Source organism: Mitsuaria sp. CC2 (assembly GCF_048957715.1).
In the GTDB taxonomy this organism is placed as follows: domain Bacteria; phylum Pseudomonadota; class Gammaproteobacteria; order Burkholderiales; family Burkholderiaceae_C; genus Roseateles.
The window spans coordinates 171,825-192,384 of the sequence record NZ_JARVXN010000015.1 but is presented as its reverse complement, the minus strand read 5'-3'; the positions used below and the strand labels follow the sequence as shown (position 1 = coordinate 192,384).

Here is a 20,560-nt window from a genome sequence, read left to right as displayed (position 1 = left end):
GCGACCTCGCGACGCGACCCCGGTGCGCGCCCCGGGGCGCACATAGAATCGGTCGGTTTTCCCCAACGTGCCCGCCGAGGGCCCGACGTCCCTATGCTGACTTTCCAGCAACTGATCCTCCGCCTGCAGGAATACTGGTCCCAGCAGGGCTGCGCCCTGCTGCAGCCCTACGACATGGAAGTCGGCGCGGGCACCAGCCACACCGCGACCTTCCTGCGCGCGCTCGGTCCCGAGCCCTGGAAGGCCGCGTACGTCCAGCCCAGCCGCCGCCCCAAGGACGGCCGCTACGGCGAGAACCCGAACCGCCTGCAGCACTATTACCAGTTCCAGGTCGTGCTCAAGCCCGCGCCGGCCAACATCCTGGAGCTCTACCTGGGCTCGCTGGAGGCGCTGGGCTTCGACCTGAAGAAGAACGATGTCCGCTTCGTCGAGGACGACTGGGAGAACCCGACCCTCGGCTGCTGGGGCCTGGGTTGGGAGGTCTGGCTCAACGGCATGGAGGTGACGCAGTTCACCTACTTCCAGCAGGTCGGCGGCATCGACTGCAAGCCGATCACCGGCGAGATCACCTACGGCCTCGAGCGCCTGGCGATGTACCTGCAAGGCAAGGAATCGGTGTACGACCTCGTGTACACGGACGGTCTGACTTACGGCGACGTGTTCCACCAGAACGAGGTCGAGCAGTCCACCTACAACTTCGAGCACAGCGACGTCGACTTCCTGCTGAACGCCTTCGGCGCGTACGAGCGCAAGTCCAAGGACCTGATGGACGCGCACCTGGCGCTGCCGGCCTACGAGCAGCTGCTCAAGGCCGGCCACACCTTCAACCTGCTGGACGCCCGCGGCGCGATCAGCGTGACGGAGCGCGCCGCCTACCTCGGCCGCATCCGCAACCTCGCCCGCGCCGTGGCGCAGAGCTATCTGGACAGCCGCGCGCGGCTCGGTTTCCCGATGGCGCCCAGGGACTGGGCGGACGAGGTGATCGCGCAGATCGGGAAGAAGAGCGCCGAGGTCGCGGCGAAAGCCGAGAAGGCCGACAAGAAGACCGCCGCCTGACGACGAGGAACATCCCAGCATGACCACGAAGAACCTGCTCGTCGAACTGTTCGTCGAAGAACTGCCGCCCAAGGCGTTGAAGAAGCTGGGCGAGGCGTTCTCGTCCGCGCTCGCCGATTCGCTGAAGGCGCAGGGCCTTGCCGATGCCGGTGCCGCGGTGACCGCGTTCGCCACGCCGCGCCGCCTGGCCGTGCACCTGACCGGTGTCGCCGCCAAGGCGGCCGACCGCGCCGTCCAGCAGAAGCTGATGCCGGTGGCGGTGGCGCTGGACGCCTCGGGCAACGCGACGCCCGCGCTGCTGAAGAAGCTGGCCTCGGTCGGCGCGGACGCGTCGGTCGTCCCCAGCCTGAAGCGCGCGCCGGACGGCAAGGCCGAGGCGCTGTTCCTGGACACCGTCGTCGCCGGCGTCACGTTGAAGGACGGCCTGCAGAAGGCGCTGGACGAGGCGCTCGCGAAGCTGCCGATCCCCAAGGTCATGACTTATCAGCTGGCCGACGGCTGGAGCGACGTCAAGTTCGTCCGCCCGGCTCACGGCCTGATTGCGCTGCATGGCGACGAACTCGTCGAGATCAACGCACTCGGCCTGACCTCCGGCCGCACGACGCGCGGTCACCGCTTCGAGACGACGGTCGCGTCGATCTCGATCAGGAACGCCGACACCTACGAGCAGCAGCTGCGCGAGGAAGGCCGCGTGATCGCGTCCTTCGAGCAGCGCCGCAACGACATCGTGCGCCAGCTGCAGGCGCAGGCCGCGCCGCTGGGCCTGACGCCGATCGATGCGCCCGAGCTGCTGGACGAAGTCACCGCGCTGGTCGAGCTGCCCAACGTGCTCTCGTGCCAGTTCGAGCCCGAGTTCCTGGCCGTGCCGCAGGAGTGCCTCATCCTCACGATGAAGGCCAACCAGAAGTACTTCCCGCTGCTGGACGGCCACGGCAAGCTGACGCACCGTTTCCTGGTCGTGAGCAACGTGCATCCGGACGACGCCTCCAAGGTCGTCGAAGGCAACGAGCGCGTCGTGCGCCCGCGCCTGGCCGACGCGAAGTTCTTCTTCGACCAGGACCGCAAGAAGACGCTGGCCTCGCGCGTCGACGGCCTGGCCAAGGTCGTGTACCACGGCAAGCTCGGCAGCCAGGGCGACCGCGCCGAACGCGTCCGCGCGATCGCGCATGCCATCGTCAACCAGCTGCGCATGGCCCAGCACCCGTACACGGCGGAAGCCAAGGACGAGTTCGACATGCTCGACAGCAAGGTCAAGGAAGCCGCGCTGCTGGCCAAGACCGACCTGCTGACGGACATGGTCGGCGAGTTCCCCGAGCTGCAGGGCATCATGGGCGGCTACTACGCGCGCCATGAAGGCCTGCGCGACGGCGTCGCCAAGGCCATCGAGGACCACTACAAGCCGCGCTTCGCCGGCGATGCGCTGCCACGCAACCACACCGGCACCGTCGTCGCGCTGGCCGACAAGCTGGAGACGCTGGTCGGCCTGTTCGGCATCGGCCAGCTGCCCACCGGCGACAAGGACCCGTTCGCGCTGCGCCGCCATGCGCTGGGCGTGATCCGCATCCTGGTCGAGAACCACATGCACCTGTCGCTGCCGGAGCTGATAGCGGGCGCGCTGCCCGCGTTCGGCGAGCTGATCCAGGACCCGAGCGAACCGCTGCTGAGCTTCTTCGCCGACCGTCTGGCGGTCAGCCTGCGCGACCAGGGCTACAGCGCCCAGGAGGTCGACGCCGTGCTGGCGCTGAACCCGGCGCGCCTGGGCGACGTGCCCAAGCGCCTGGGCGCGGTGCGCGCCTTTACCGCGCTGCCGGAATCGGCCTCGCTGGCCGCGGCCAACAAGCGCGTGGGCAACATCCTCAAGAAGGTCGAGGGCGAGCTGCCGACCGAAGTGAAGCCCGCGCTGCTCACCGAGGCCGCCGAGCAGGCGCTCGCCGACGCGCTGGCGGGCGTGAAGCCGCAGGCCGACGCGCTGTTCGAGCAGCACGACTACGCCGGATCGCTGAAGGCGCTGGCCGCGTTGAAAGCGCCGGTCGACGCGTTCTTCGACGACGTGATGGTCAACGCCGAGGACCCCGCGCTGCGCGCCAACCGCCAGGCGCTGCTCAAACAGCTGCACGACGCGATGAACCGCGTGGCCGACCTCTCGCGTCTGGCCGTCTGATCGTCGGACCTCATCGTCGCCCTCGCGCAGCCCACTGGAGATCACGATGCCCACCCGGTCCGACCATTCGCACGGCATGAAGCTGGTGATCCTGGGCCGCGACGGCACGATCAACCGCTACCGCGACGACCACGTGAAGTCGCCCGAGGAACTCGAGCCGCTGCCCGGCGCGCTCGAGGCCGTCGCGCGACTCAACCATGCGGGCTGGCACACCGTCATGGCGACGAACCAGCCCGGCATCGGCCGCGGGTTGATCGACATGGCGTCGCTCAACGCCGTCCACCTGCGGCTCAACCAGCTGCTGGCGGAGAAGGGCGGCCGGCTCGATGCCGCGTTCTTCTGCCCGCACGCACCGGAAGACAACTGCAACTGCCGCAAGCCGCTGCCGGGCCTGATCGAACAGATCGGCGAGCGTTTCGGCGTGGACCTGAAGAACGTGCACATGGTCGGCGCCAGTGTGCGGGACCTGCAGACCGCGCACAACGCCGGCTGCGTGCCGCACCTGGTGCGCGGCGACCGGCTGGGCGGCGTCGACGAGGCGCAGCTGCAGGAGCAGATCGCGCTCGTGCCCGGCTCGCGCGTGCACCAGGACCTGGCGGCCTTCGCCGAAACCCTCATCCACGCGGAACGCCGCGCCCGCGCCGAGTCGCGGGGCGAATCCGCCGAACCCGATACCGCCCCCGGCAACCTGGGCTGATACCGATGCTCCTCTCCGCGCTGCGTTCCTTCCTGTTCGTCCTCTACCTCATTGTCACCGTCATCCCCTGGGGCAGCGCGGTGGTGCTGTGCTCGCTGTTCCTGAACAGCACCCAGCTGTACTGGATGTGCGCCAACTGGCTGCGCGTCGCGATCTGGGGCGCGAAGCTCATCTGCGGCGTGCACTGGCGCGTGCGCGGCATGGAGCACCTGCCCACCGACCCGGCGCAGTCGGTCATCCTGCTGTCCAAGCACCAGTCGACCTGGGAGACCTTCGCCTACCCGATGCTGATGCCGCGCCCGCTGGCCTACGTGTTCAAGCGCGAGCTGATCTACATCCCGTTCTTCGGCTGGTCGATGGCGCGGCTGGACATGATCCACATCGACCGCAGCAAGCGCAGCGAAGCCTGGAACAAGGTCGCCGCGCAGGGCAAGCGGATCGCGGCGCTGGGCAACTGGATCATCATGTTCCCGGAAGGCACGCGCGTGGCGCGTGGCAAGGCCGGCGACTACAAGACCGGCGGTTCGCGCCTGGCGGTCGAGACCGGCGTGCCGGTGGTGCCGATCGCGATGAACTCCGCGAGCTGCTGGCCGCGCAAGAGCTTCCTGTTGAAACCCGGCACCATCGATGTGTCCATCGGGCCGATGATCCCCAGCACCGGTCGGGCGCCGGCCGAGCTGATGAAGGAAGTGCAGACCTGGATCGAGACCGAGATGCGGGTGCTGGATCCCGGGGCCTATCCGCCGGCCGCGTCGGGCGAGGTGTCCCAGGCGCCGCCCGCGCCGCCCGTTCCTCCCGCGCCGCCGCCCACGCCGGCCGCCGCCTGATTACACTCGCAGCCCATGCTGCCTTCCAAGCTGCGGGGACTGGGCGCGCTGCTGAACAGCTTCACGCAGCTGTCGCTGTTCGACAGCGAGCCTCAGCCCCAGCCCCCGTCCGGTCTCCCGACGACCCCTCCGCTGCCCGCGCCGGAACCGCTCGCGCCCACGCCGCGGTCCCGCGGCGATGCGGGCGCGTCCACGCGTCAGGTCTTGCTCCAGGGACAGTCCATTCCCTATGAGCTGAGACGCGCGCGACGCCGCAGCATCGGCTTCACTGTCAGCGAGGACGGTCTGCGCGTGTCCGCGCCGAAGTGGGTGCCGCTGGGCGACATCGACAAGGCGCTGCAGCAGAAGGGCGAGTGGATCCTGCGCAAGCTCGTCGAGCAGCGCGAACGCGCGCGGCGCACGCAGGCGGCGCGCGTCCATTGGGGGGACGGTTGCAGCCTGCCCTACCTGGGCGAACCGCTGATCGTCGTGCTCGATCCGTCGTTGACGGGCGCGCGGCTGGATGAGGGGCAGACCGATCCGCAGCCGACGCTGGCCACGGTGCCGCGTCGCATGCTCTACCTCGGGCTGCCGCAGGACGCGACCCCCGACCAGATCCGCGACACGGTGCAGGCCTGGCTTCAACGCCAGGCGCGGCAGCGGTTCGAAGTGCGCTGCCGGCACTTCGCAGGGCCCTTGGGCGTCACGATGACGGGGCTGCGGCTCTCCTCCGCGCAGACGCGCTGGGGCAGCGCCAGCGCCGACGGCATGATCCGGCTCAACTGGCGGCTGATCCACTTCTCGCCGGCGCTGATCGATTACGTCGTCGCGCATGAACTCGCGCATCTCAAGGAGATGAACCACAGCCCGCGCTTCTGGGCGGTGGTGCGGTCCGTGTTCCCCGAGTACGAACTCGCGCGCGACCGCCTCAAGCAGGCGGTGCTGCCGCTGATGGATGAGGCCTGAGAAGCGTGTTCCCCCTTCAGGGGGGCTTGTCGCTGATTTGGGTGGCGGACACACTGATGCTTGCTGTCATCACTCGCATCTGAGTCAGAACTTCCTCCCGCGTTCCGCTCCCGGCGGCGCCCAGGGTTCCCCAGCCGACAGGCTGCGCCAGGACAACCCGCGCTCAGAGCCGACAAGCTGATGCATAAAAGGCCCAGCGCCGCCGTCCCGTGATCGGGGCGGCGGCGACTGTCTTTCTGGCAGCCCTTTTTTCGTTTTTCGCGCGCCGACGCCCGCTTGGCGTCGGGCTCGGGCATCACGCCGAGAAGCGGTGGATGCCGTCCTCGTCCAGCGTGCGACGCAGCTGCCCGCCCAACCACAGCAGGTGCAGATGCGCGACCGCCTCGCCCATGGCGAAGGTCGTCTGGTGCAGGTCCAGCGGGCGGCGGAACATCATCGGCAGCAGCTCCGCCGCGTGGCAGGGCTTGGCGGTGCAGGCTTCCAGCACTTCGGCCAGGCGCTCGCGATGGTGCTCTTCCAATTGATCGATGCGCGCATGCAGGCCCCGGAAGGGCTTGCCATGCGAGGGCAGCACCAGCGTCTCGGCAGGCAGGGTGGTCAGTCGCGCGATCGAATCCAGGTAGAGCTGCAGCGGATCGGCCTCCGGCTCCACATCGACCACCGACACGTTGGTCGAGATCCTCGGCAGCAGCATGTCGCCGGAGATCATCGCGCCCAGCGTCTCGCTGAACAGGCTGATGTGCTCCGGCGCATGACCGTAGCCGACGAGGCAGCGCCAGTCGTGGTCGCCGATGCGCACCGTCAGTCCGTCCATGAGGCGGCGGAAGGCCGGCGGGATCGCCGGCACCATGCTCGGGTAGTAGCTGGCCCGGCCGCGGATCTTGTCCAGCGCTTCCGGGTCGGTGAGGCCGTGGCTGCCGAAGAAGGTCGCCGCGGCCTCCCCGCCCATTCCGACCGTCGACGAGGAGGCGACCCGCGCGAGCTGGTAGTCGGTCGCGCTGATCCACAGCCGGCACTGCCAGCGCTCGGTCAGCCAGTGCCCCAGGCCGAGGTGATCGGGATGGAAGTGCGTGACGATCACGCGCAGCACCGGCAGACCGTCCAGGCGTTCGGCGAACACCCGTTCCCAGTTCGCCTTCGTGGTGTCGTTGTGGATGCCGCAGTCGACGATGGTCCAGCCTTCGCGGCCGTCCACCGTGTCGCGCAGCAGCCAGAGGTTGATGTGGTCCAGCGCGAAGGGCAGGCCCATCCGCACCCAGCGCACGCCGGGCAGCAGGTCCAGCGCTTCGCCGGGACCTGGCAGCGTGTCGCCCAGGGGGTAGGAGAGTTCCGATTCGCGAGGATTGGCCATGGCTTTAGACTTACGTTTACGTCAACGTCATTTGCCAGTGTAGCCATGAGCCCCTCACCCCGCCCGACCCCGGCCGACGACCTGTCCGAGGACGCGCTGCCGGAGGCCGGCGACAACGCGGGCCCCTTGTTCACGATCACCGAGCTGGCCGCGGAGTTCGACATCACGCCCCGGGCGATCCGGTTCTACGAGGACATGGGGCTGCTGACCCCGGCCCGGGCCGGTCGCAACCGCGTCTACACGCAGCGCGACCGCACGCGGCTGAAGCTGACGCTGCGCGGCAAGCGCCTGGGCCTGTCGCTGCAGGAGATCAAGCAGCTGGTGGACATGTACGACAGCCAGTCGGACACGGTGCCCCAGGCGCGCGCGTTTCTCGGGGTCCTTGAACAGCATCGCCGACAGCTCCAGCAGCAGCTGAACGACATCGAGATCACGCTCGAGGAGATCGCCCTGCACGAGGAGCGTTGCCACGCCTTGCTGTCCGAGGCGGGGCACTCGGCGGACTGACAGTGCCCATGAACGGACTGCATCTCACCGCCGACCTGGCCGGCTGCGCCAGCAAGGACCTGCTGACGGACGGGCCAGGTCTTGCCAGGGAGGTCCACGCCGCCGCGGAGGTCGCGGGTCTGACCGTCGTCGGCGACCACTGGCACCGCTTCCCCGACGCGCCGGACGGCCAGCCGGGCGGCATCACCGGCATGCTGCTGCTGGCCGAATCCCATGTCGCGCTGCACACCTGGCCGGAGATCGCTTCGGTGACGCTGGATGTATACGTCTGCAATTACGAGGGCGACAACTCCGAAAAGGCGCACGCGCTGATGGCCACCCTGGTGGCGCTGTTCCAACCGGCTGACGCCCGGCATCACGCGCTCGTCCGGGGGCGGCTGGGCGCCGGGTCGCTTTAGTAGACTCTCGCCCGGGCCGCCTAGAGCCCGGGAGTCGAGGGATTGATCGAGAGCACGACCGAGCTGACGCTGGTGCCCAAGGCGCCGCGGGCGGTGCCCACCCCGTCCGCGCCTGTGCGCGGCGAGGGTCCGGCCGCGCCTGCGCCGGCCCGGGCGGTCGGCCGTCCGTCCGGGACGTCGGGGGCGTCCTCCGCGCCCGGGGCGCTGGCCGTCCAGCGACATGCGCATCGGTTGGCGTTCACCGGCACCGGGGGCGACTACTTCCGCGTCTGGATCCTCAACACGCTGCTGACGCTGGCGACGCTCGGCGTCTATTCCGCCTGGGCGAAGCGCCGCAAGGCGCGCTGGTTCGCCCGGCACACGCTGCTGGCCGGCGAGCCCTTCGATTTCCACGGTGATCCGCGTCGCATCCTCGTCGGCCGCGTGCTGGCGCTGGTCATGCTGGTGGCTGCCGTGCGGGCGATCGATGCCGGCGCGGTGGCGGGTCTTGCCCTCCTGGCGGTGCTCTACGCCGTCGGACCGGTGCTGTTCGCGAGCGCCCAGCGCTTCAAGCTGTCCAACACCAGCTGGCGCGGCCTGCGCTTCGGTTTCGATGCCGATGCCGTCGCCGCCTACGTGTCCTGCTTGCCGATGCTGGTGGCCTGGACGCTGGTGTCGGTCATCGGCGGGCTCGGGCTGGGGGCGCTGGTCGATGGTCTGGCCGGACTCGCGCTGGTGCTGCTGCTGCCGCTCGCGCACGGCAGGCTCAAGCAGTTCCAGCAGGGGCGCGCCCGCTACGGGGAGTCGGCCTTCGACTTCCGGTTCTCCCTGAACGCGTTCTTCGGGATGTATCTGTGGCTGGCCGCCGCCCTGGCCGTCGCCGGCGCCGTCGCCGGGCTGCTCGCGGTGGGGCTGTCGACGGGACTGAGGCAGATGATGGGCGCGCAGGTCGCCTGGCTGGGGACCCTGCTCCCGCTGGGCGTGCTCGGCGTGGTCGGGGTGATCGCCTGGCCGGTGTATGTCGCGCGGCTGCACCGCCTCGTCTGGAGCAGCACCCGCCTGACTGGCGGCATCGAGTTCGCGTATGAGGTTGCTGTCGTCGAACTCTTCAGGCAGGTGCTGGTCGGCGGACTGCTGACGGTGCTGACACTGGGTCTGTACTGGCCCTTCCTCGCCGTGCGCATCGCCAAGCTGCGCATCGAAGGGCTGACGGTGCTGTCCGATGCGCCGATCGACACGATCGTCGTGCGGGCGCCCCAGCGCCATGGGCCTGGCCGGGGTCCCGGTCGCGGGCCGGCCGGCGACGCGGCCGCCCGGGGCTTCGGCCTCGACATCGGCTGGTGAGCGAAGAGGACTCGGCATGAGACCCCAGATCCACACCGCCACCGCCCGCTGGTTCGACGGCGCCGAGAGCCGGTCGCAGGAAGTGCGGGTGCGCCTGAGCCGGAATCACCTCGAATTCATGCCCTGGCCGCCGCGCGGTCAGTCGGCATCGTCGATGCCGCCGTCGGAGGCGGAGTTGGCCGCGTCCCGGCCGTCCATGCCCGGCCTGCGCCGCTACACCCGCAAGGCGCTGCGGGTCGGCGAATGGTGGCGAGGCACGCCCACGCCGGTCGGCCTGCCGGACGGCGGCACGATCTGGATCCCGGCGGACAGCGCCATGGGCCGGGTGCTTGGCGGGCAGACGCTGCGGGCGCAGGTGGCCGGCAGCTGGAGTCTGGCCGTGTGCGTGCTGGTGGTGCTCGCGGCGCTGGTCCTGTGGTTCGACCGCCAGGGTGTGAGCCTGCTGGCGCGTGTTGCGCTGCCGCTCATTCCGAAGCAGCTCGATGTCGCCGTGGGGCGGCGTGTCGAGGAACAGCTCGCCGCCACCTGGATGAGACCGTCGCAGTTGCCCGCGCAGCGCCAGCAGGCCATCCGCGCGCGCTTCGCCGACATCGCCGCGCGGGTGTTCCCCGGCATGCCCCTGGACGTCCGCTTCGCGCGGCAGGCCGTCCGTCCGGGACTGCACGCGATGGGGCTGCCGAACGGCACCCTCGTCGTCTTCGACGGCCTCGCGGAAGTGTTGAGCGACGATGAACTGATGGCGGTGCTCGGTCACGAGGCCGGGCACGTCAAGCACCGCCACGCGATGCGCCACCTTGTGCAAGGGGCCGGGCTGCTGTCGCTGGCCGGCGTCGTGACGGGCGACTTCACGTCGGTCGCGGCGGGCTCGCTCGCGTCGGCGCAGACGCTGCACTACGCGCGCGACGCGGAGCGCGAATCGGACGCCGAAGCCCAGCGCCTGATCCTGCTCGAACACCTGCCCAACGAGACGCTGGTCGGCGCGTGGATCAAGGTGCTGGAGCAGATGCGGCGGGACGGCCGCGTCGACAGCGGCACGGCGTGGCTCTCGACGCACCCGCCGATCAACGAGCGCATCGACGGCGCGCGGCGGGCGGCGCAGAACGCCGATCCCTTGCCCTGAGCGCGCGCCTCACTTCGCGCTCGGGGCCGTCGACGGCGCCTGTCCCTTGGCCACGGCGCTCTCCGCTGGCGTCGCCGGCTTGAACTGACCCATCACGTCGCGCTTGCCGCGCTCCAGGTAGGGCACGGGCTGGTCCATCCAGGTCGGGCGCGGGCTGCCGAGGAGATAGTGGTCGAAGAACTCGGCCATGTGCACGGTGTAGTGCTTCATGTTGTCGCGGTCGCGCAGGCCGTGCTTCTCGCCGTTGTAGTTGAACCAGTAGGCTTCCTTGCCGAGGCGGCGCAGGGCGGTGAAGAACTCGATGCCCTGGTACCAGGGCACGGCGTCGTCCTCGTCGTTGTGGATCGTGAGGTAGGGCGTGGTGACCTTGTCGACACGGAAGATCGGCGAGTTCTCCAGGTACAGGTCCGGACGCTCCCACGGCGTGGCGCCGATGCGGCTCTGGCCGTGTTCGTACTGGAACGCGCGGCTGATGCCCGCGCCCCAGCGGATGCCGCCGTAGCCGCTGACCATGTTGGCCATGGACGCGCCGGCCTCCGCCGCGCGGAACTGGTTCGTGTGCGTGATCAGGTAGTTGATCTGGTACGCGCCCCAGCTGTGACCCTGGATGCCGACGCGCTTGGGATCGACGTAACCCTTGGCGATCTGCTGGCGGATCGCCGGCAGCACCGTGTTCATTGCACTCTTGCCGGGTTGCCCCGTCGTGTAGACGATGTCCGGACGCAGCACCAGATAGCCGTTGCTCACGTAGCGCGTGACGTTGATGTTCTGCGACGGCGCCGGCGGGATGTAACGGTACCGGTTGTCGGTCATCTTCTCGTAGATGTAGACCATCATCGGGTACTGCTTCTTCGGGTCGAAGCCGGCCGGCTTGGCGAGCAGCGCGCGCAGCTTCTTCCCGTCGGCGGCGGTGTACTCGACCAGTTCCTGCGTGCCCCATTCATACCGAGACTGCTGCGGATTGGCGGCGCTGATCTGCTGCGGCTGCTGGAACGCGAGCGTGGACGTCCACAGGTCCGGGAACTGCGTGAAGGTCTGCTGCGTGAAGACGATGCGGTCCGCGTCCTTGGCCTTGATCAGGCCGCCGATCATGCGGTCGTCCTGGATCAGCACCTTCGGTGCGCCGCCGGTGGCATCCACGCGGTAGTAGCCGCTGGCGCGGCTGATGTCATGCGTGCCGGTCAGCGTCAACGCGTCGGCGGGCAGCGGCTTCTTGTCGGCGTCCTCGGGATCGAGCGCCACGACGCGCAGTTGCAGCTGCTGCTTGCGGCCCCAGCCCTGCGTGAGGTTGCGCGCCTGGCCGGTGGCCGGCTGCACGGCCCACAGGTCGAACTTGTCGTACACGACGACGCTGTCGTCGTCGGCGGTCCAGCCGGCGCTGCCGTAGGGGGAGGGCAGGTCGGGCACGTCGCGGTCGTCGTTGTCGAAGCGCGACTTGATCCTGCCGGTCAGATCGACGGCGGCGGCGGTGTCGGTCCGCCAGGCCATCCAGCGCGCGGCCGGGGCGTCGAAGCCCAGCACGTAGCGGCCGGCGGGCGACAGCGTCGGCGCGTGGCGCAGCTTGCGGGCGAGCGGCCTGGCCGCGCCGGTGTTCAGGTCGACGGCGTAGGCATCCATGTAGAGGCCTTCCCACGACATCAACTGGCGATACGGCAACTCGCTCAGGCCGAGCGCGACGGTGGCGTTCTCGTTGACCTGGATCGTGGGCAGGTCCTTCGTCGCGAGCTGCACGAAGCGTGCGGCGTCGACGTCGGTCCCGAGGTGGACGACCGCGCGGTAGCTGCGGGCGCGTTCCCGCTCGGCCTTGGATTTCTGAGCGGACTGCAGCTCGGGATCCTTCCAGTGCCAGAGGTCGACCCTCATCGGTTCGGGCGCCTCCTTGGGGTCCGGCGCGGGGAGTTCGGCGGTGCCGAGGAACAGGCGCAACCCGTCCTTGCTGAAGGCGAGCGCGGCGTGCTCGCTCGGCGTCCAGCCGGCGGGCATGCCGGCGGTCTGGCCGCTGACCAGCATCGAGGCGCGGTCCTGGCCGGCTTTCCACAGGAAGAGCTTGAAGGGCGTCGGATCGGGCTTGTCGGCCTTCTCGTCCTTCTTGTCGTCCTTCTTCTCGCCCTTGTCGGCGGCCCTGGTTTCCGCCAGATGGTCGCGGTTGCTCACGAAGGCCAGGCGGCGGCCGGACTCGTCGAAGCGCAGTTGCTTGTAGCTGCCGGCGCCGGAGAGCAGCGCGCGCGCCTGTGTCGGCGCGGCCGGATCGATGAGGTAGACACCTTCGCGGGCGGTCTCGTCGGTGGCAGGTGTTGCTTCGGCGCCAGCAGCGCCAGCAGCGGAAGGAGCTGCGGAACCGCCCGAAGCCGGAGGCACCGGCGCGGTCGGCTTGGCCTGCTTGTCCGACTCCTTCTTCGCCGGCTCCTTGACGGACACCACGTAGGCCAGCAGCGTGCCGGTGTTATTCCAGGCGAAGTCGGAGGCGTCCTTGAAGGTGTTGCGCTGTTTCGTCTCGGCGTCGATCAGCAGCAGGTCGTTGCCGGGCGTCTTCTTCGCGGAAGGGCCGCCTTCGGCCGGCGCTTCCTGGTCGAAGCGATCGTCGCCATCGCTGAGATTGCCGGGATCGCCCTCGACATCGGCCTTCGCGCTGGAGGCCTTCGTTTCCTTGACGTCCTTGGCGTCCTTGGCATCCTTCTTGACCGGTGCTTCCAGCAGCAGCGCGAGATGCTGGCCTCCGTCCTTGCCCCAACCGAATCGTTTCACGCGGTCGACGGACTCGACCTGGCCGGTCGACAGATCCATCCACGCCGCCCCGGCCTTGGGGGCATCGTCGCCCTTCTTCTTGTCCTTCTTCGCCTTGTCGAGGTCGACCCGCGTCGGCTGCACGGCAAATGCGACGAAGCGGCCGTCGGCGCTGAACTGCGGCGAGGTGCCGCGCGGCGCGCGGTACTCGCGGCCGTCGGCGACGTGGCGCACGACGAGCTCGCCGTCGGCTTCCTGCGCGACGAGCGCGTAGGCGAGCCATTGACCGTCGCGGCTCAACTGCGTGTGCTGGATGCTGCGCCAGGTGGCGTAGACGTCGTGCGTGATCGGCAGCTTGGCGGCGTCTGGCTGCCCGACGGCGGCGGCCGCGGCGGCGGCCGGCGTGGCGGCTTGCGGAGGCGTGGCGGCGGCCAGCGGCGCCAGTGGCAGGAGGGCGAGCGAGAGCGCGGGGAGCGAGGACAGGAAGGACCGGGTGGTGGACATAGGGCGGAGGAAGAAGTCGGGAAAGGGGCGGAGAGGCGGGAGGAGGGGAGGCGGAGGGCGGAAGCGGCTCAGCCGCCCGCGGCGTCCGCTCCGGTCAGCGTCTTCACGAGCCAGGCCTGCAGGGCCTGGATCTCGTCCATGCCGACCTCGTGGGCCATCGGGTATTCGTGCCACTCGACGTCGTAGTCGAGCCGGCGCAGCTCGGCCAGCGATGCATGGGCGCGGGCGGGGACGACGACGCCGTCGTTGCTGCCGTGCGCCAGGAAGATCGGCGTGTCCGCGTTGGCGGCGTTCCGTTCGGCCTCGGTGGCGTCGAGCACGGGCAGATAACCGGACAGGCCGACGAGTCCCGCCAGCCGCTTCGGATACCGCAGCCCGGTCATCAGCGTCATCGCGCAGCCCTGCGAGAAGCCCATCAGCACGACGCGTTCCGGCGGGATGCCGACCTCGCTTTCCTCGCGGGCGATCAGGTCCTCGATCAGGCGTTGCGACACGCGCAGGCCGTCGGCATCCTCGCGCTGGCTGAGGTCGCCGTGGCGGATGTCGTACCAGGCGCGCATGCGCATGCCGCCGTTGATGGTCACGGGGATCTGGGGCGCGCTCGGCAGCACGACGCGCAGGCCGCCCAGCGCCAGCACGGGCGACAGGTCCAGGGCCTGGACCACGGGCACGAAGTCGTTGCCGTCGGCGCCCAGGCCGTGCAGCACCAGCAGACTGAAGCGGGGCGCCTCTTTCGTCTGCAGTTCGATGGTTTCGAGGTTCATGGGCAGGAATGCTAGTCCGCCGCGCCGCGCCGGCACTGGGTGGAAACGCCCTGTCGCGGCTCAACCGCTCCGCATCGCGCCCAGACGCAGCCGGTCGCACGCGCCTCGCACCGGACGGAGCGGATGCGTAGCCTTCACTCCATCGCATCTTCCGATGCACGACCCTCCGGGAAAGGAGCACACCATGTCCGACAGCGAAGAACTCAACCGCCTGGCCGATCTGCATCAACGCGGCATCCTCAGCGACGAGGAGTTCGCGAAGGCCAAGGAACGCGTGCTGAACGCCAGTGCGCGGTCGTCGAGTTCGACCTCCTATGCCTACGCCACGCCGCACGGCAGCAGCAACGGCGCGCCGGTGGTGAACGCGATCAACACCTTCCGCCGCAGCCGGGACGACCGCTGGATCGGCGGGGTGTGCGGCGGACTCGCCCGGCTGAGCGGCCTGGCGGCGTGGTTCTGGCGCATCGTGTTCGTCGCGCTCACGACCTGCGCCGGCGGCGGGCTGCTGTTGTACTTCCTGCTGTGGATCTTTGTGCCGTTGGAGGACTGAAACGGCCCCCGTCCTCGGGTTTCATCCGCTCTCCCGCACTGCGGGAAAGGGAGGCTCGGGGGGCGAGCGCAGGGGATAGAGGGCACCAGTCAGCGATGCCCGGTCAGCACATACGCGGAGGCGAGCCAGCGGCGCTCGACCTCCGCGTTCTTCATCCGCGATTCGAGCAAGCGCCACGGGCAGTCGAGCCCGTCCATGCGCACGATCGAATGCATCGCCGCACCAAGCACGAACACGTTGCTCAGGGGCATCCACGGCGGTGCCCAGACAAGCCCCGCCGCCACGACGCGCGCACCGGGCTTGAGTGCTGCAAAAGCGCGGGCGAGGGCTTCCTCGCTCTGCAGCACGTCGTGCGTGAAGAAGAAGATCGCCGCGTCTGCTTGACGCGTGCCGAGCACGGACGCGTAGTCGGCGTCCTCCGCCGCGGCACCCAGGAAGTCGATCGGTGCCGGCAGCCGGTCCACCCGCGCTCGCTGCCTGGCCTGCCGCATCATGGTCTCGCAGGGTTCGACGGCAACGACACGCCCGGTGCGTCCGACCGCCGCGCTGAGGCCGGGCAGGCTCAGCCCGGTGCCCGCGCCGATGTCGAGCACGGTCTGCCCCGGTTGCAGGTCGAGCGCCGCGATGGCCTCTCGCCGCAGCGGCGCCACCGGCATCAACTCGTAGTCGTAGACCGGCGCACGGCGCGCGTAGAGCGCGTTCGAGGCCCGGCCTTGCTGGCCGCGACCGGGGTCTGGCGTGTTCATGGACTCCCTTGTGCTGCCGGACCAGCTTCGCGTGGCGCGCAGGCCGCTGTCAAGCAAGAAAAACGGAGCGTCACGGAACCGTCATGCGGGACCGAAAGAATCGCGTCCCTATGTGCGTCCAACTCACCACAGGTATGCGGCTTGCCCGCCGTGCCGCCCGCTCGATCGCCGCGCTCTGCGCCGCGATCGTCCTTCCCCTGGCCGCATCCGGCACTCATGCTGAGTCCGCCCCGCCCGACGCCGCGTCCGCTGCGGCAACCGACCTGAAGTTCTCGCAGTTCTTCAAGTCGCCGATCGGTCCGGCGGGCCTGGAACTGTCCGACGCGCTGCGCGCCGCCGACGGCCGACCGGTTCGCCTGGTCGGCTACATGGTTGCGCAGGAGCAGGCCAGGCCCGGTCGCTTCTGGCTGACGCCACGCCCCGTGCGCATGAGCGAACACGCCGACGGCGAAGCAGATGACCTGCCAGCCGCCACGGTCACCGTGCTGCTCGATCCGGCCCAGCAAGACCGCCTCGTCGCCCATCGCAACGGCCTGGTGACGCTCACCGGCACGTTGTCGATCGGTCGCCTCGAGGACGAGACCGGCCGGGTCTCCTGGATCCGCCTGCAGCTGCCGACCAACGCCCTTTCCGATTCCCCCGACGTGAACGCCCAACGATGAAACACCTGCCTTCCCTGCTCGCCGGCGCCTGCGCGCTGCTGGCGCTGAGCGCCGCGAGCACTGCCTTCGCCGCCCCCACCGTCACGCGCCTGACGCCGCCGAGCGAGCGCTTCTCCACCGGCCAGCCGGAGCCCGTGATCGCGCGCTTCCTGCCGGGCCAGCGCTTCGACCTGCAGGCGACGATCAAGCCGGACGCCGGCCAGCGCATCACGGCCGCGCGTTTCGTGATCGATGGCAAGCCGGTCGACGCGACGGTCGCGCTGCGCGACTGCGCCACCGGTTGCGTGAAGGGCGTGAGCGCCGAGACGGCGATCGCCACGATCCGCGCGGTGAGCCTGGAGAAGGCAGGACGCCACGAGTTCAGCGTCCAGGCCACGCAGTCGGACGGCCAGAAGGTCGCCGCCACCGGCAACTTCGACGTCGTGCCCTTCGCCGCGGCGATGGGCCCGAAGGTCAGGAACATCATCATCCTGCTGGGCGACGGCATGGGCGCGGCGCAACGCACCGCGGCCCGCATCGTCAAGGGCGGTTACGCGCAGGGCAAGGTGATCAACCCGCTGGCGATGGACACCTTCCCGGCGACAGGCATGGTGAAGACGGCGTCGCTGAACTCGGTGGTGACGGACTCGTCGCCGGGCATGACGTCCTATGTCTCGGGCAACAAGAACAACAACAATGAAGAAGGCGTGTTCCCCGACGACACGATCGAACCGTTCGACAACCCGCGCATCGAATACCTGTCCGAGTATCTGCATCGCACGCAGGGCAAGGCGCTGGGCATCGTGACGACGGCCGACGTGTTCGACGCGACGCCGGCCGGCAACGCGGTGCACACGAGCAACCGCGGCGCGGGCACCGGCATCGTGGACCAGTTCTTCGACGACCGCTCGCGCACCGGCCTGACGGTGCTGCTGGGCGGCGGCCGCAAGTGGTTCCTGCCGGCGGGCACGGCGGGATCGGAGCGCGCCGACGGCAACGACTACGCGTTCTCGGCGACCGATCCCCACACGTCGGAGATCGTCAAGCGCTGGGGCGCCGCGCCGGGCGCGAAGGACAAGGGCCGCGACCTGATCCAGGAATTCCAGGGCGCGGGCTACCGCTACGCGCCGACGAAGACGGCACTCGAAGCCGCCACGGCGGGCGCGGGCGCCGACAAGCTGCTGGGCCTGTTCGCCTTCTCCAACATGAACGTGGCGCTGGACAAGATCGACGGCCGACGCGGCGCGAAGAAGGGTCTGGCGGGCGGCAGCGTGGTCGACGACTACGGTTTCCCCGACCAGCCGATGCTCGACGAGATGGCCAAGGCCGCGATCGCGACGCTGAAGAAGCAGCAGCAGGGCTTCGTGCTGATGATCGAAGGCGCCTCGATCGACAAGCAGGCGCACAACATGGACAGCGAGCGCTGGATGCTGGACACGATCGAGTTCGATCGCGCGGTCCAGGTGGCGCAGGACTTCGCGCGCGAGAACGGCGACACGCTGGTCATCGTGACGGCGGACCACGAGTGCTCGGGCGCAGCGCTGATCGGCGGCTCGATGCTGACGGACCAGGCGCTGCTGGACGCGGCGACGAAGAAGGGGGCGGCCAACCTGCGCGACAAGGTCGTCGGCGTGTACGAGAAGGCGGGCTTCCCGCGCTACCGCATCGCCGAGGACGGTTATCCGGAAGCGACCGACATCGACTACCGCCTGCTGGTGGGCTACGGCGCGAACGCGGACCGCTACGAAGACTGGCGCACGAACGCCACGCCGCTGCGGGATTCGCAGCAGCCGATGGCCAAGGCCGAGCCGCTGAAGTGGTACCCCGCCAATGCCGCCGAGCGCGACGACGCGACTGGTGAGTTCCTCGTCACAGGCCAGGTGCCCGGCGAGCAGGCGGTGCACACCGCGACGGATATCCCGCTCTCGGCGTTCGGCCCGGGCGCGCTGGCGTTCACCGGCGTCATCGACAACACGGACGTGTTCTTCAAGCTCGCGCAGGCGGTAGTGAAGGGCGCGACCGCTCCGGCTGATGCAAGCGGCGCGAAACGGCCGGCGAAAGCCGTGCCGGCGCGCTGAGTTCCGGCCCGATGCGAGGGCGGCGTCCGGCGCCGCCGGGTTGTCGCGGGACCTTCGCAAAAGCCGCCGTCCCCGACGGCCTTTTCTTTGGTGTTCGGTCGCACCGCTCCACACTGAACTGGCTCCTCGTTTCATCAGGAGCCCTTCATGCGTCCCATCATCGCGACCACCGTGCTCATGCTCGGTGGCCTCTGGTCCGGCCTCGCTGCCGCGGACCCTCCCATCCCGCCGTCATCACCCTCCGCCTGGATCCAGTGGGGTGGGGGATGGGTGCGCCTCGAGGCCGAGGTCATCACGCCTTACGGCCCTCAACGCCATTTGAGCTGCCTCAGCCCCGACGGGGAGAACTGCTTTTGGCACGACCAAGTGCCGGAGCCCCAAACCTACGACGAGTCGAAGTTGAAACCGCTGGTGTGCGGTGCCGATCACCGGAAGACGAAGTGGGGAACCAATGGCTACAACGACAACATCAAGAACCCTGACTACGTCGATGACGGCGAAACTCATTGGTGCCGCTCCGCGTATGCGACCCACTTCGCGAAGTGGGTGGATTACTCCTTCCTGGGGGTGAAGAAATGGCTGGCCGAGACGCCGGCCGGCGATGTCATGTGCCATTCCACGGACAGCAGGTCCTGCACAGTGCCCACGGAGGGCGAGACCGCCCCTCCAAAGGTGGCCGAGATCCGTCCGCTCGTCTGCGGGGCGCACTATCGCCGCATGCTCGATGAGGAGAGCTACGACGAGCCGGGGCACTGGTGCCGGACGCCCAAGATCGACGAGGACTTCGGCGCGCGCGTCGCGAAGGGCGACGCCTGGCAGGACGCGGAGGGCAATGGATGGCACTCATTGATCGAGCCCGCGATCCTCGTGCATCTCAATCTGCCCGAGGGGCGGTCGTTGGCGCTGCGAACCAAGGTGGAACTCAAGAACGAGGCCGTCTATCGGGGACAGACCCTCAAGGAAGCATTGTTCGGTTTCGAGTTCGGGAAGCAGGTCGGGTTTCACCTGGAGGATTCCGGACGCATCGCGCAGACCTCGATCTGGAGGACGCCGACGGCAAACCACGGAAAGATCATGGCGGCCATGACGGTGACGAAGAGCGGGAATGCCTGCTTCTTCGTTGCTCCGAACAGCGGAGAGCGCAAGACGCCCTTCTTTGCCGCGGAGAACTTCATCGGCAATACCGTCGGCATCCAGGACGACAACGGCAAGCCGATCAACTTCGTTCAAAGCCCAGGCTTCACATTCCGCCAATGGGGGAAGTCGCCCTCCGACTGGCGAGCCGACAAGGGCGATGACTTCGTGATCGAGAAGGTCGTGGCGCTTTATGACCGGTACGTGCCGGACGAAAAGAATCCCGGCAAGAGGCGCTTCATCACCTACGCCGACCGGTGCGACAAGGCGGATGCCCTGACTGCCGACTGGTGAGGCAACCGGCTTTTCGAACTTGCACCGACGAGAGGCCCTCAGGCTTCTCGTCCGCTTGGCGCGTGCGAACTATTGCATCAGCGCGCAGATGCGCGCCAAGGCATCGTCGATGACTTCCGCAGGCGCCTGCTCAATGCGTCGTGCCTTGCGCGCCTGGAGATCCAGCATCCGGATCTTGTTGACCAGCGCCGCGCCCTGGGTCTTGCAGCCGGTGCCGGTCAGGGTGACAGCGAAGCCGGCATGGCGTGTGAAGTCGCCTCCTTGGGTAATGGGGGCCACCAGAACATCCCCCAGCGCGTTGAACTCGCTGGTCGTCAGGACCAGGGCAGGACGCGTGCCGCGCTGCTCGTGTCCCCGCGCGGGGTCGAAAGGCACGGCGACGATATCGCCCCGTTCGAAGACTTTCCTCACCACACTTCACCGCCTTCCGGCTTCATGCGGTCCCAGTCCGCCATGTCTGCCGGTGCAGGCGCGGAAAGATCGCACTGGGCAATCATCTCGGCCAGCGTGTACTTGCGCTTGGGCGTCAGGACGATGCGACGGTCGGACGTGGTCTCCAGCGTCATCGCGTGGCCAGCGGCCAAACCCAGGTTGCGGAGCACGGTCGGGGGGAGGATCAACGCAGTACTGTTTCCCATTTTCTTCAACACCACTTCCATGGTCACGCTCTCCATCTGCAGGTTGCCCTGAATTCTAGGAAGCAGCGTGGCTCGTGTAAAACAAAGTTATACGTTCAATGC

At 68.8% G+C, this 20,560-nt stretch carries 19 protein-coding genes; 13 read left to right on the top strand and 6 right to left on the bottom strand.

From position 1 onward, the window contains the following. Positions 1-93: 93 nt before the first annotated feature. Genes glyQ through PV762_RS11255 form a run of 5 tightly spaced genes read left to right on the top strand, consistent with a single transcriptional unit; the run spans position 94 to position 5,686 of the window. Positions 94-1,056 carry a glycine--tRNA ligase subunit alpha gene (glyQ, locus tag PV762_RS11275; protein WP_421035124.1) on the top strand — a complete coding sequence of 321 codons (963 nt, stop codon included), beginning with the start codon at positions 94-96 and terminating at the stop codon, positions 1,054-1,056. Positions 1,057-1,075: 19 nt separating this feature from the next. Then, complete coding sequence (gene glyS / locus PV762_RS11270) at positions 1,076-3,217, top strand: glycine--tRNA ligase subunit beta (RefSeq protein WP_421035123.1); 2,142 nt, start codon at positions 1,076-1,078, stop codon at positions 3,215-3,217. Between the two features lie 46 nt (positions 3,218-3,263). After that, a complete protein-coding gene (gmhB, locus tag PV762_RS11265; protein WP_421035122.1) occupies positions 3,264-3,914 on the top strand; it encodes a D-glycero-beta-D-manno-heptose 1,7-bisphosphate 7-phosphatase in 651 nt (216 codons plus the stop codon). Between the two features lie 5 nt (positions 3,915-3,919). Next, positions 3,920-4,741, top strand: a complete 822-nt coding sequence (locus PV762_RS11260) for a lysophospholipid acyltransferase family protein (RefSeq protein ID WP_421035121.1) — start codon at positions 3,920-3,922, stop codon at positions 4,739-4,741. A gap of 15 nt (positions 4,742-4,756) precedes the next feature. Next, positions 4,757-5,686 carry a M48 family metallopeptidase gene (locus PV762_RS11255; protein ID WP_421035120.1) on the top strand — a complete coding sequence of 310 codons (930 nt, stop codon included), beginning with the start codon at positions 4,757-4,759 and terminating at the stop codon, positions 5,684-5,686. Positions 5,687-5,981: 295 nt separating this feature from the next. Here PV762_RS11255 and PV762_RS11250 read toward each other — a convergent pair whose 3' ends face one another. Beyond that, positions 5,982-7,037, bottom strand: coding sequence for an MBL fold metallo-hydrolase (locus PV762_RS11250; protein ID WP_421035119.1), 1,056 nt, complete (start codon positions 7,035-7,037; stop codon positions 5,982-5,984). Between the two features lie 45 nt (positions 7,038-7,082). Here PV762_RS11250 and PV762_RS11245 point away from each other — a divergent pair, with 45 nt between their 5' ends. From PV762_RS11245 to PV762_RS11230, 4 genes are read left to right on the top strand one after another with little or no spacing between them, the layout of a single operon-like run. After that, complete coding sequence (locus PV762_RS11245) at positions 7,083-7,544, top strand: MerR family transcriptional regulator (protein ID WP_421035118.1); 462 nt, start codon at positions 7,083-7,085, stop codon at positions 7,542-7,544. Between the two features lie 8 nt (positions 7,545-7,552). Continuing rightward, complete coding sequence (gene speD / locus PV762_RS11240; protein ID WP_421035117.1) at positions 7,553-7,942, top strand: adenosylmethionine decarboxylase; 390 nt, start codon at positions 7,553-7,555, stop codon at positions 7,940-7,942. Positions 7,943-7,984: 42 nt separating this feature from the next. Continuing rightward, positions 7,985-9,265, top strand: a complete 1,281-nt coding sequence (locus PV762_RS11235; protein WP_421035116.1) for a YjgN family protein — start codon at positions 7,985-7,987, stop codon at positions 9,263-9,265. 16 nt (positions 9,266-9,281) lie between these two features. Further along, entirely contained in the window at positions 9,282-10,385 is a 1,104-nt protein-coding gene (locus PV762_RS11230; protein WP_421035115.1) for a M48 family metallopeptidase, read from the top strand. A 9-nt stretch (positions 10,386-10,394) separates the two neighbouring features. On the opposite strand, the gene PV762_RS11225 is transcribed toward PV762_RS11230, so the two are convergent. Together PV762_RS11225 and PV762_RS11220 are read right to left on the bottom strand one after the other, a co-directional pair. Beyond that, positions 10,395-13,613 (bottom strand): prolyl oligopeptidase family serine peptidase, encoded by a 3,219-nt coding sequence (locus PV762_RS11225; protein WP_421035114.1) that lies wholly within the window; start codon positions 13,611-13,613, stop codon positions 10,395-10,397. A gap of 68 nt (positions 13,614-13,681) precedes the next feature. Then, complete coding sequence (locus PV762_RS11220; protein WP_421035113.1) at positions 13,682-14,377, bottom strand: alpha/beta hydrolase; 696 nt, start codon at positions 14,375-14,377, stop codon at positions 13,682-13,684. Between the two features lie 184 nt (positions 14,378-14,561). Here PV762_RS11220 and PV762_RS11215 point away from each other — a divergent pair, with 184 nt between their 5' ends. Next, positions 14,562-14,927 carry a PspC domain-containing protein gene (locus tag PV762_RS11215; RefSeq protein WP_421035112.1) on the top strand — a complete coding sequence of 122 codons (366 nt, stop codon included), beginning with the start codon at positions 14,562-14,564 and terminating at the stop codon, positions 14,925-14,927. Between the two features lie 89 nt (positions 14,928-15,016). On the opposite strand, the gene PV762_RS11210 is transcribed toward PV762_RS11215, so the two are convergent. Next, positions 15,017-15,673 (bottom strand): class I SAM-dependent methyltransferase, encoded by a 657-nt coding sequence (locus PV762_RS11210; RefSeq protein WP_421035111.1) that lies wholly within the window; start codon positions 15,671-15,673, stop codon positions 15,017-15,019. An 83-nt stretch (positions 15,674-15,756) separates the two neighbouring features. On the opposite strand from PV762_RS11210, the gene PV762_RS11205 reads away from it, so the two are divergent. From PV762_RS11205 to PV762_RS11195, 3 genes are all read left to right on the top strand, one after another. Continuing rightward, a complete protein-coding gene (locus tag PV762_RS11205) occupies positions 15,757-16,335 on the top strand; it encodes a hypothetical protein (protein ID WP_421035110.1) in 579 nt (192 codons plus the stop codon). Then, positions 16,332-18,392, top strand: a complete 2,061-nt coding sequence (locus PV762_RS11200; RefSeq protein ID WP_421035109.1) for an alkaline phosphatase — start codon at positions 16,332-16,334, stop codon at positions 18,390-18,392. The genes PV762_RS11205 and PV762_RS11200 overlap by 4 nt, the downstream gene beginning before the upstream one ends. Positions 18,393-18,539: 147 nt before the next feature. Further along, positions 18,540-19,820, top strand: coding sequence for a hypothetical protein (locus PV762_RS11195; RefSeq protein WP_421035108.1), 1,281 nt, complete (start codon positions 18,540-18,542; stop codon positions 19,818-19,820). 69 nt (positions 19,821-19,889) lie between these two features. Here the strand turns inward: PV762_RS11195 and PV762_RS11190 are convergent, their stop codons facing one another. Then, positions 19,890-20,234 carry a type II toxin-antitoxin system ChpB family toxin gene (locus PV762_RS11190; RefSeq protein ID WP_421035107.1) on the bottom strand — a complete coding sequence of 115 codons (345 nt, stop codon included), beginning with the start codon at positions 20,232-20,234 and terminating at the stop codon, positions 19,890-19,892. Next, positions 20,228-20,479: an AbrB/MazE/SpoVT family DNA-binding domain-containing protein gene (locus PV762_RS11185; protein ID WP_421035106.1), complete on the bottom strand. Its 252-nt coding sequence runs from the start codon at positions 20,477-20,479 to the stop codon at positions 20,228-20,230. Before PV762_RS11185 ends, PV762_RS11190 begins: the two co-directional genes overlap by 7 nt. Positions 20,480-20,560: the final 81 nt, after the last annotated feature.

Excerpts from the sequence above, each read along its gene's own strand:
- PV762_RS11245 (WP_421035118.1), top strand. The coding sequence starts at position 7,083 with ATGAGCCCCTCACCCCGCCCGACCCCGGCCGACGACCTGTCCGAGGAC.
- PV762_RS11200 (WP_421035109.1), top strand. The coding sequence starts at position 16,332 with ATGAAACACCTGCCTTCCCTGCTCGCCGGCGCCTGCGCGCTGCTGGCG.
- PV762_RS11230 (WP_421035115.1), top strand. The coding sequence starts at position 9,282 with ATGAGACCCCAGATCCACACCGCCACCGCCCGCTGGTTCGACGGCGCC.
- speD (WP_421035117.1), top strand. The coding sequence starts at position 7,553 with ATGAACGGACTGCATCTCACCGCCGACCTGGCCGGCTGCGCCAGCAAG.
- PV762_RS11205 (WP_421035110.1), top strand. The coding sequence starts at position 15,757 with ATGCGGGACCGAAAGAATCGCGTCCCTATGTGCGTCCAACTCACCACA.
- gmhB (WP_421035122.1), top strand. The coding sequence starts at position 3,264 with ATGCCCACCCGGTCCGACCATTCGCACGGCATGAAGCTGGTGATCCTG.
- PV762_RS11250 (WP_421035119.1), bottom strand. The coding sequence starts at position 7,037 with ATGGCCAATCCTCGCGAATCGGAACTCTCCTACCCCCTGGGCGACACG.
- PV762_RS11215 (WP_421035112.1), top strand. The coding sequence starts at position 14,562 with ATGTCCGACAGCGAAGAACTCAACCGCCTGGCCGATCTGCATCAACGC.
- glyS (WP_421035123.1), top strand. The coding sequence starts at position 1,076 with ATGACCACGAAGAACCTGCTCGTCGAACTGTTCGTCGAAGAACTGCCG.
- PV762_RS11255 (WP_421035120.1), top strand. The coding sequence starts at position 4,757 with ATGCTGCCTTCCAAGCTGCGGGGACTGGGCGCGCTGCTGAACAGCTTC.
- PV762_RS11220 (WP_421035113.1), bottom strand. The coding sequence starts at position 14,377 with ATGAACCTCGAAACCATCGAACTGCAGACGAAAGAGGCGCCCCGCTTC.
- PV762_RS11225 (WP_421035114.1), bottom strand. The coding sequence starts at position 13,613 with ATGTCCACCACCCGGTCCTTCCTGTCCTCGCTCCCCGCGCTCTCGCTC.
- PV762_RS11195 (WP_421035108.1), top strand. The coding sequence starts at position 18,540 with ATGCGTCCCATCATCGCGACCACCGTGCTCATGCTCGGTGGCCTCTGG.
- glyQ (WP_421035124.1), top strand. The coding sequence starts at position 94 with ATGCTGACTTTCCAGCAACTGATCCTCCGCCTGCAGGAATACTGGTCC.
- PV762_RS11210 (WP_421035111.1), bottom strand. The coding sequence starts at position 15,673 with ATGAACACGCCAGACCCCGGTCGCGGCCAGCAAGGCCGGGCCTCGAAC.
- PV762_RS11260 (WP_421035121.1), top strand. The coding sequence starts at position 3,920 with ATGCTCCTCTCCGCGCTGCGTTCCTTCCTGTTCGTCCTCTACCTCATT.
- PV762_RS11185 (WP_421035106.1), bottom strand. The coding sequence starts at position 20,479 with ATGGAAGTGGTGTTGAAGAAAATGGGAAACAGTACTGCGTTGATCCTC.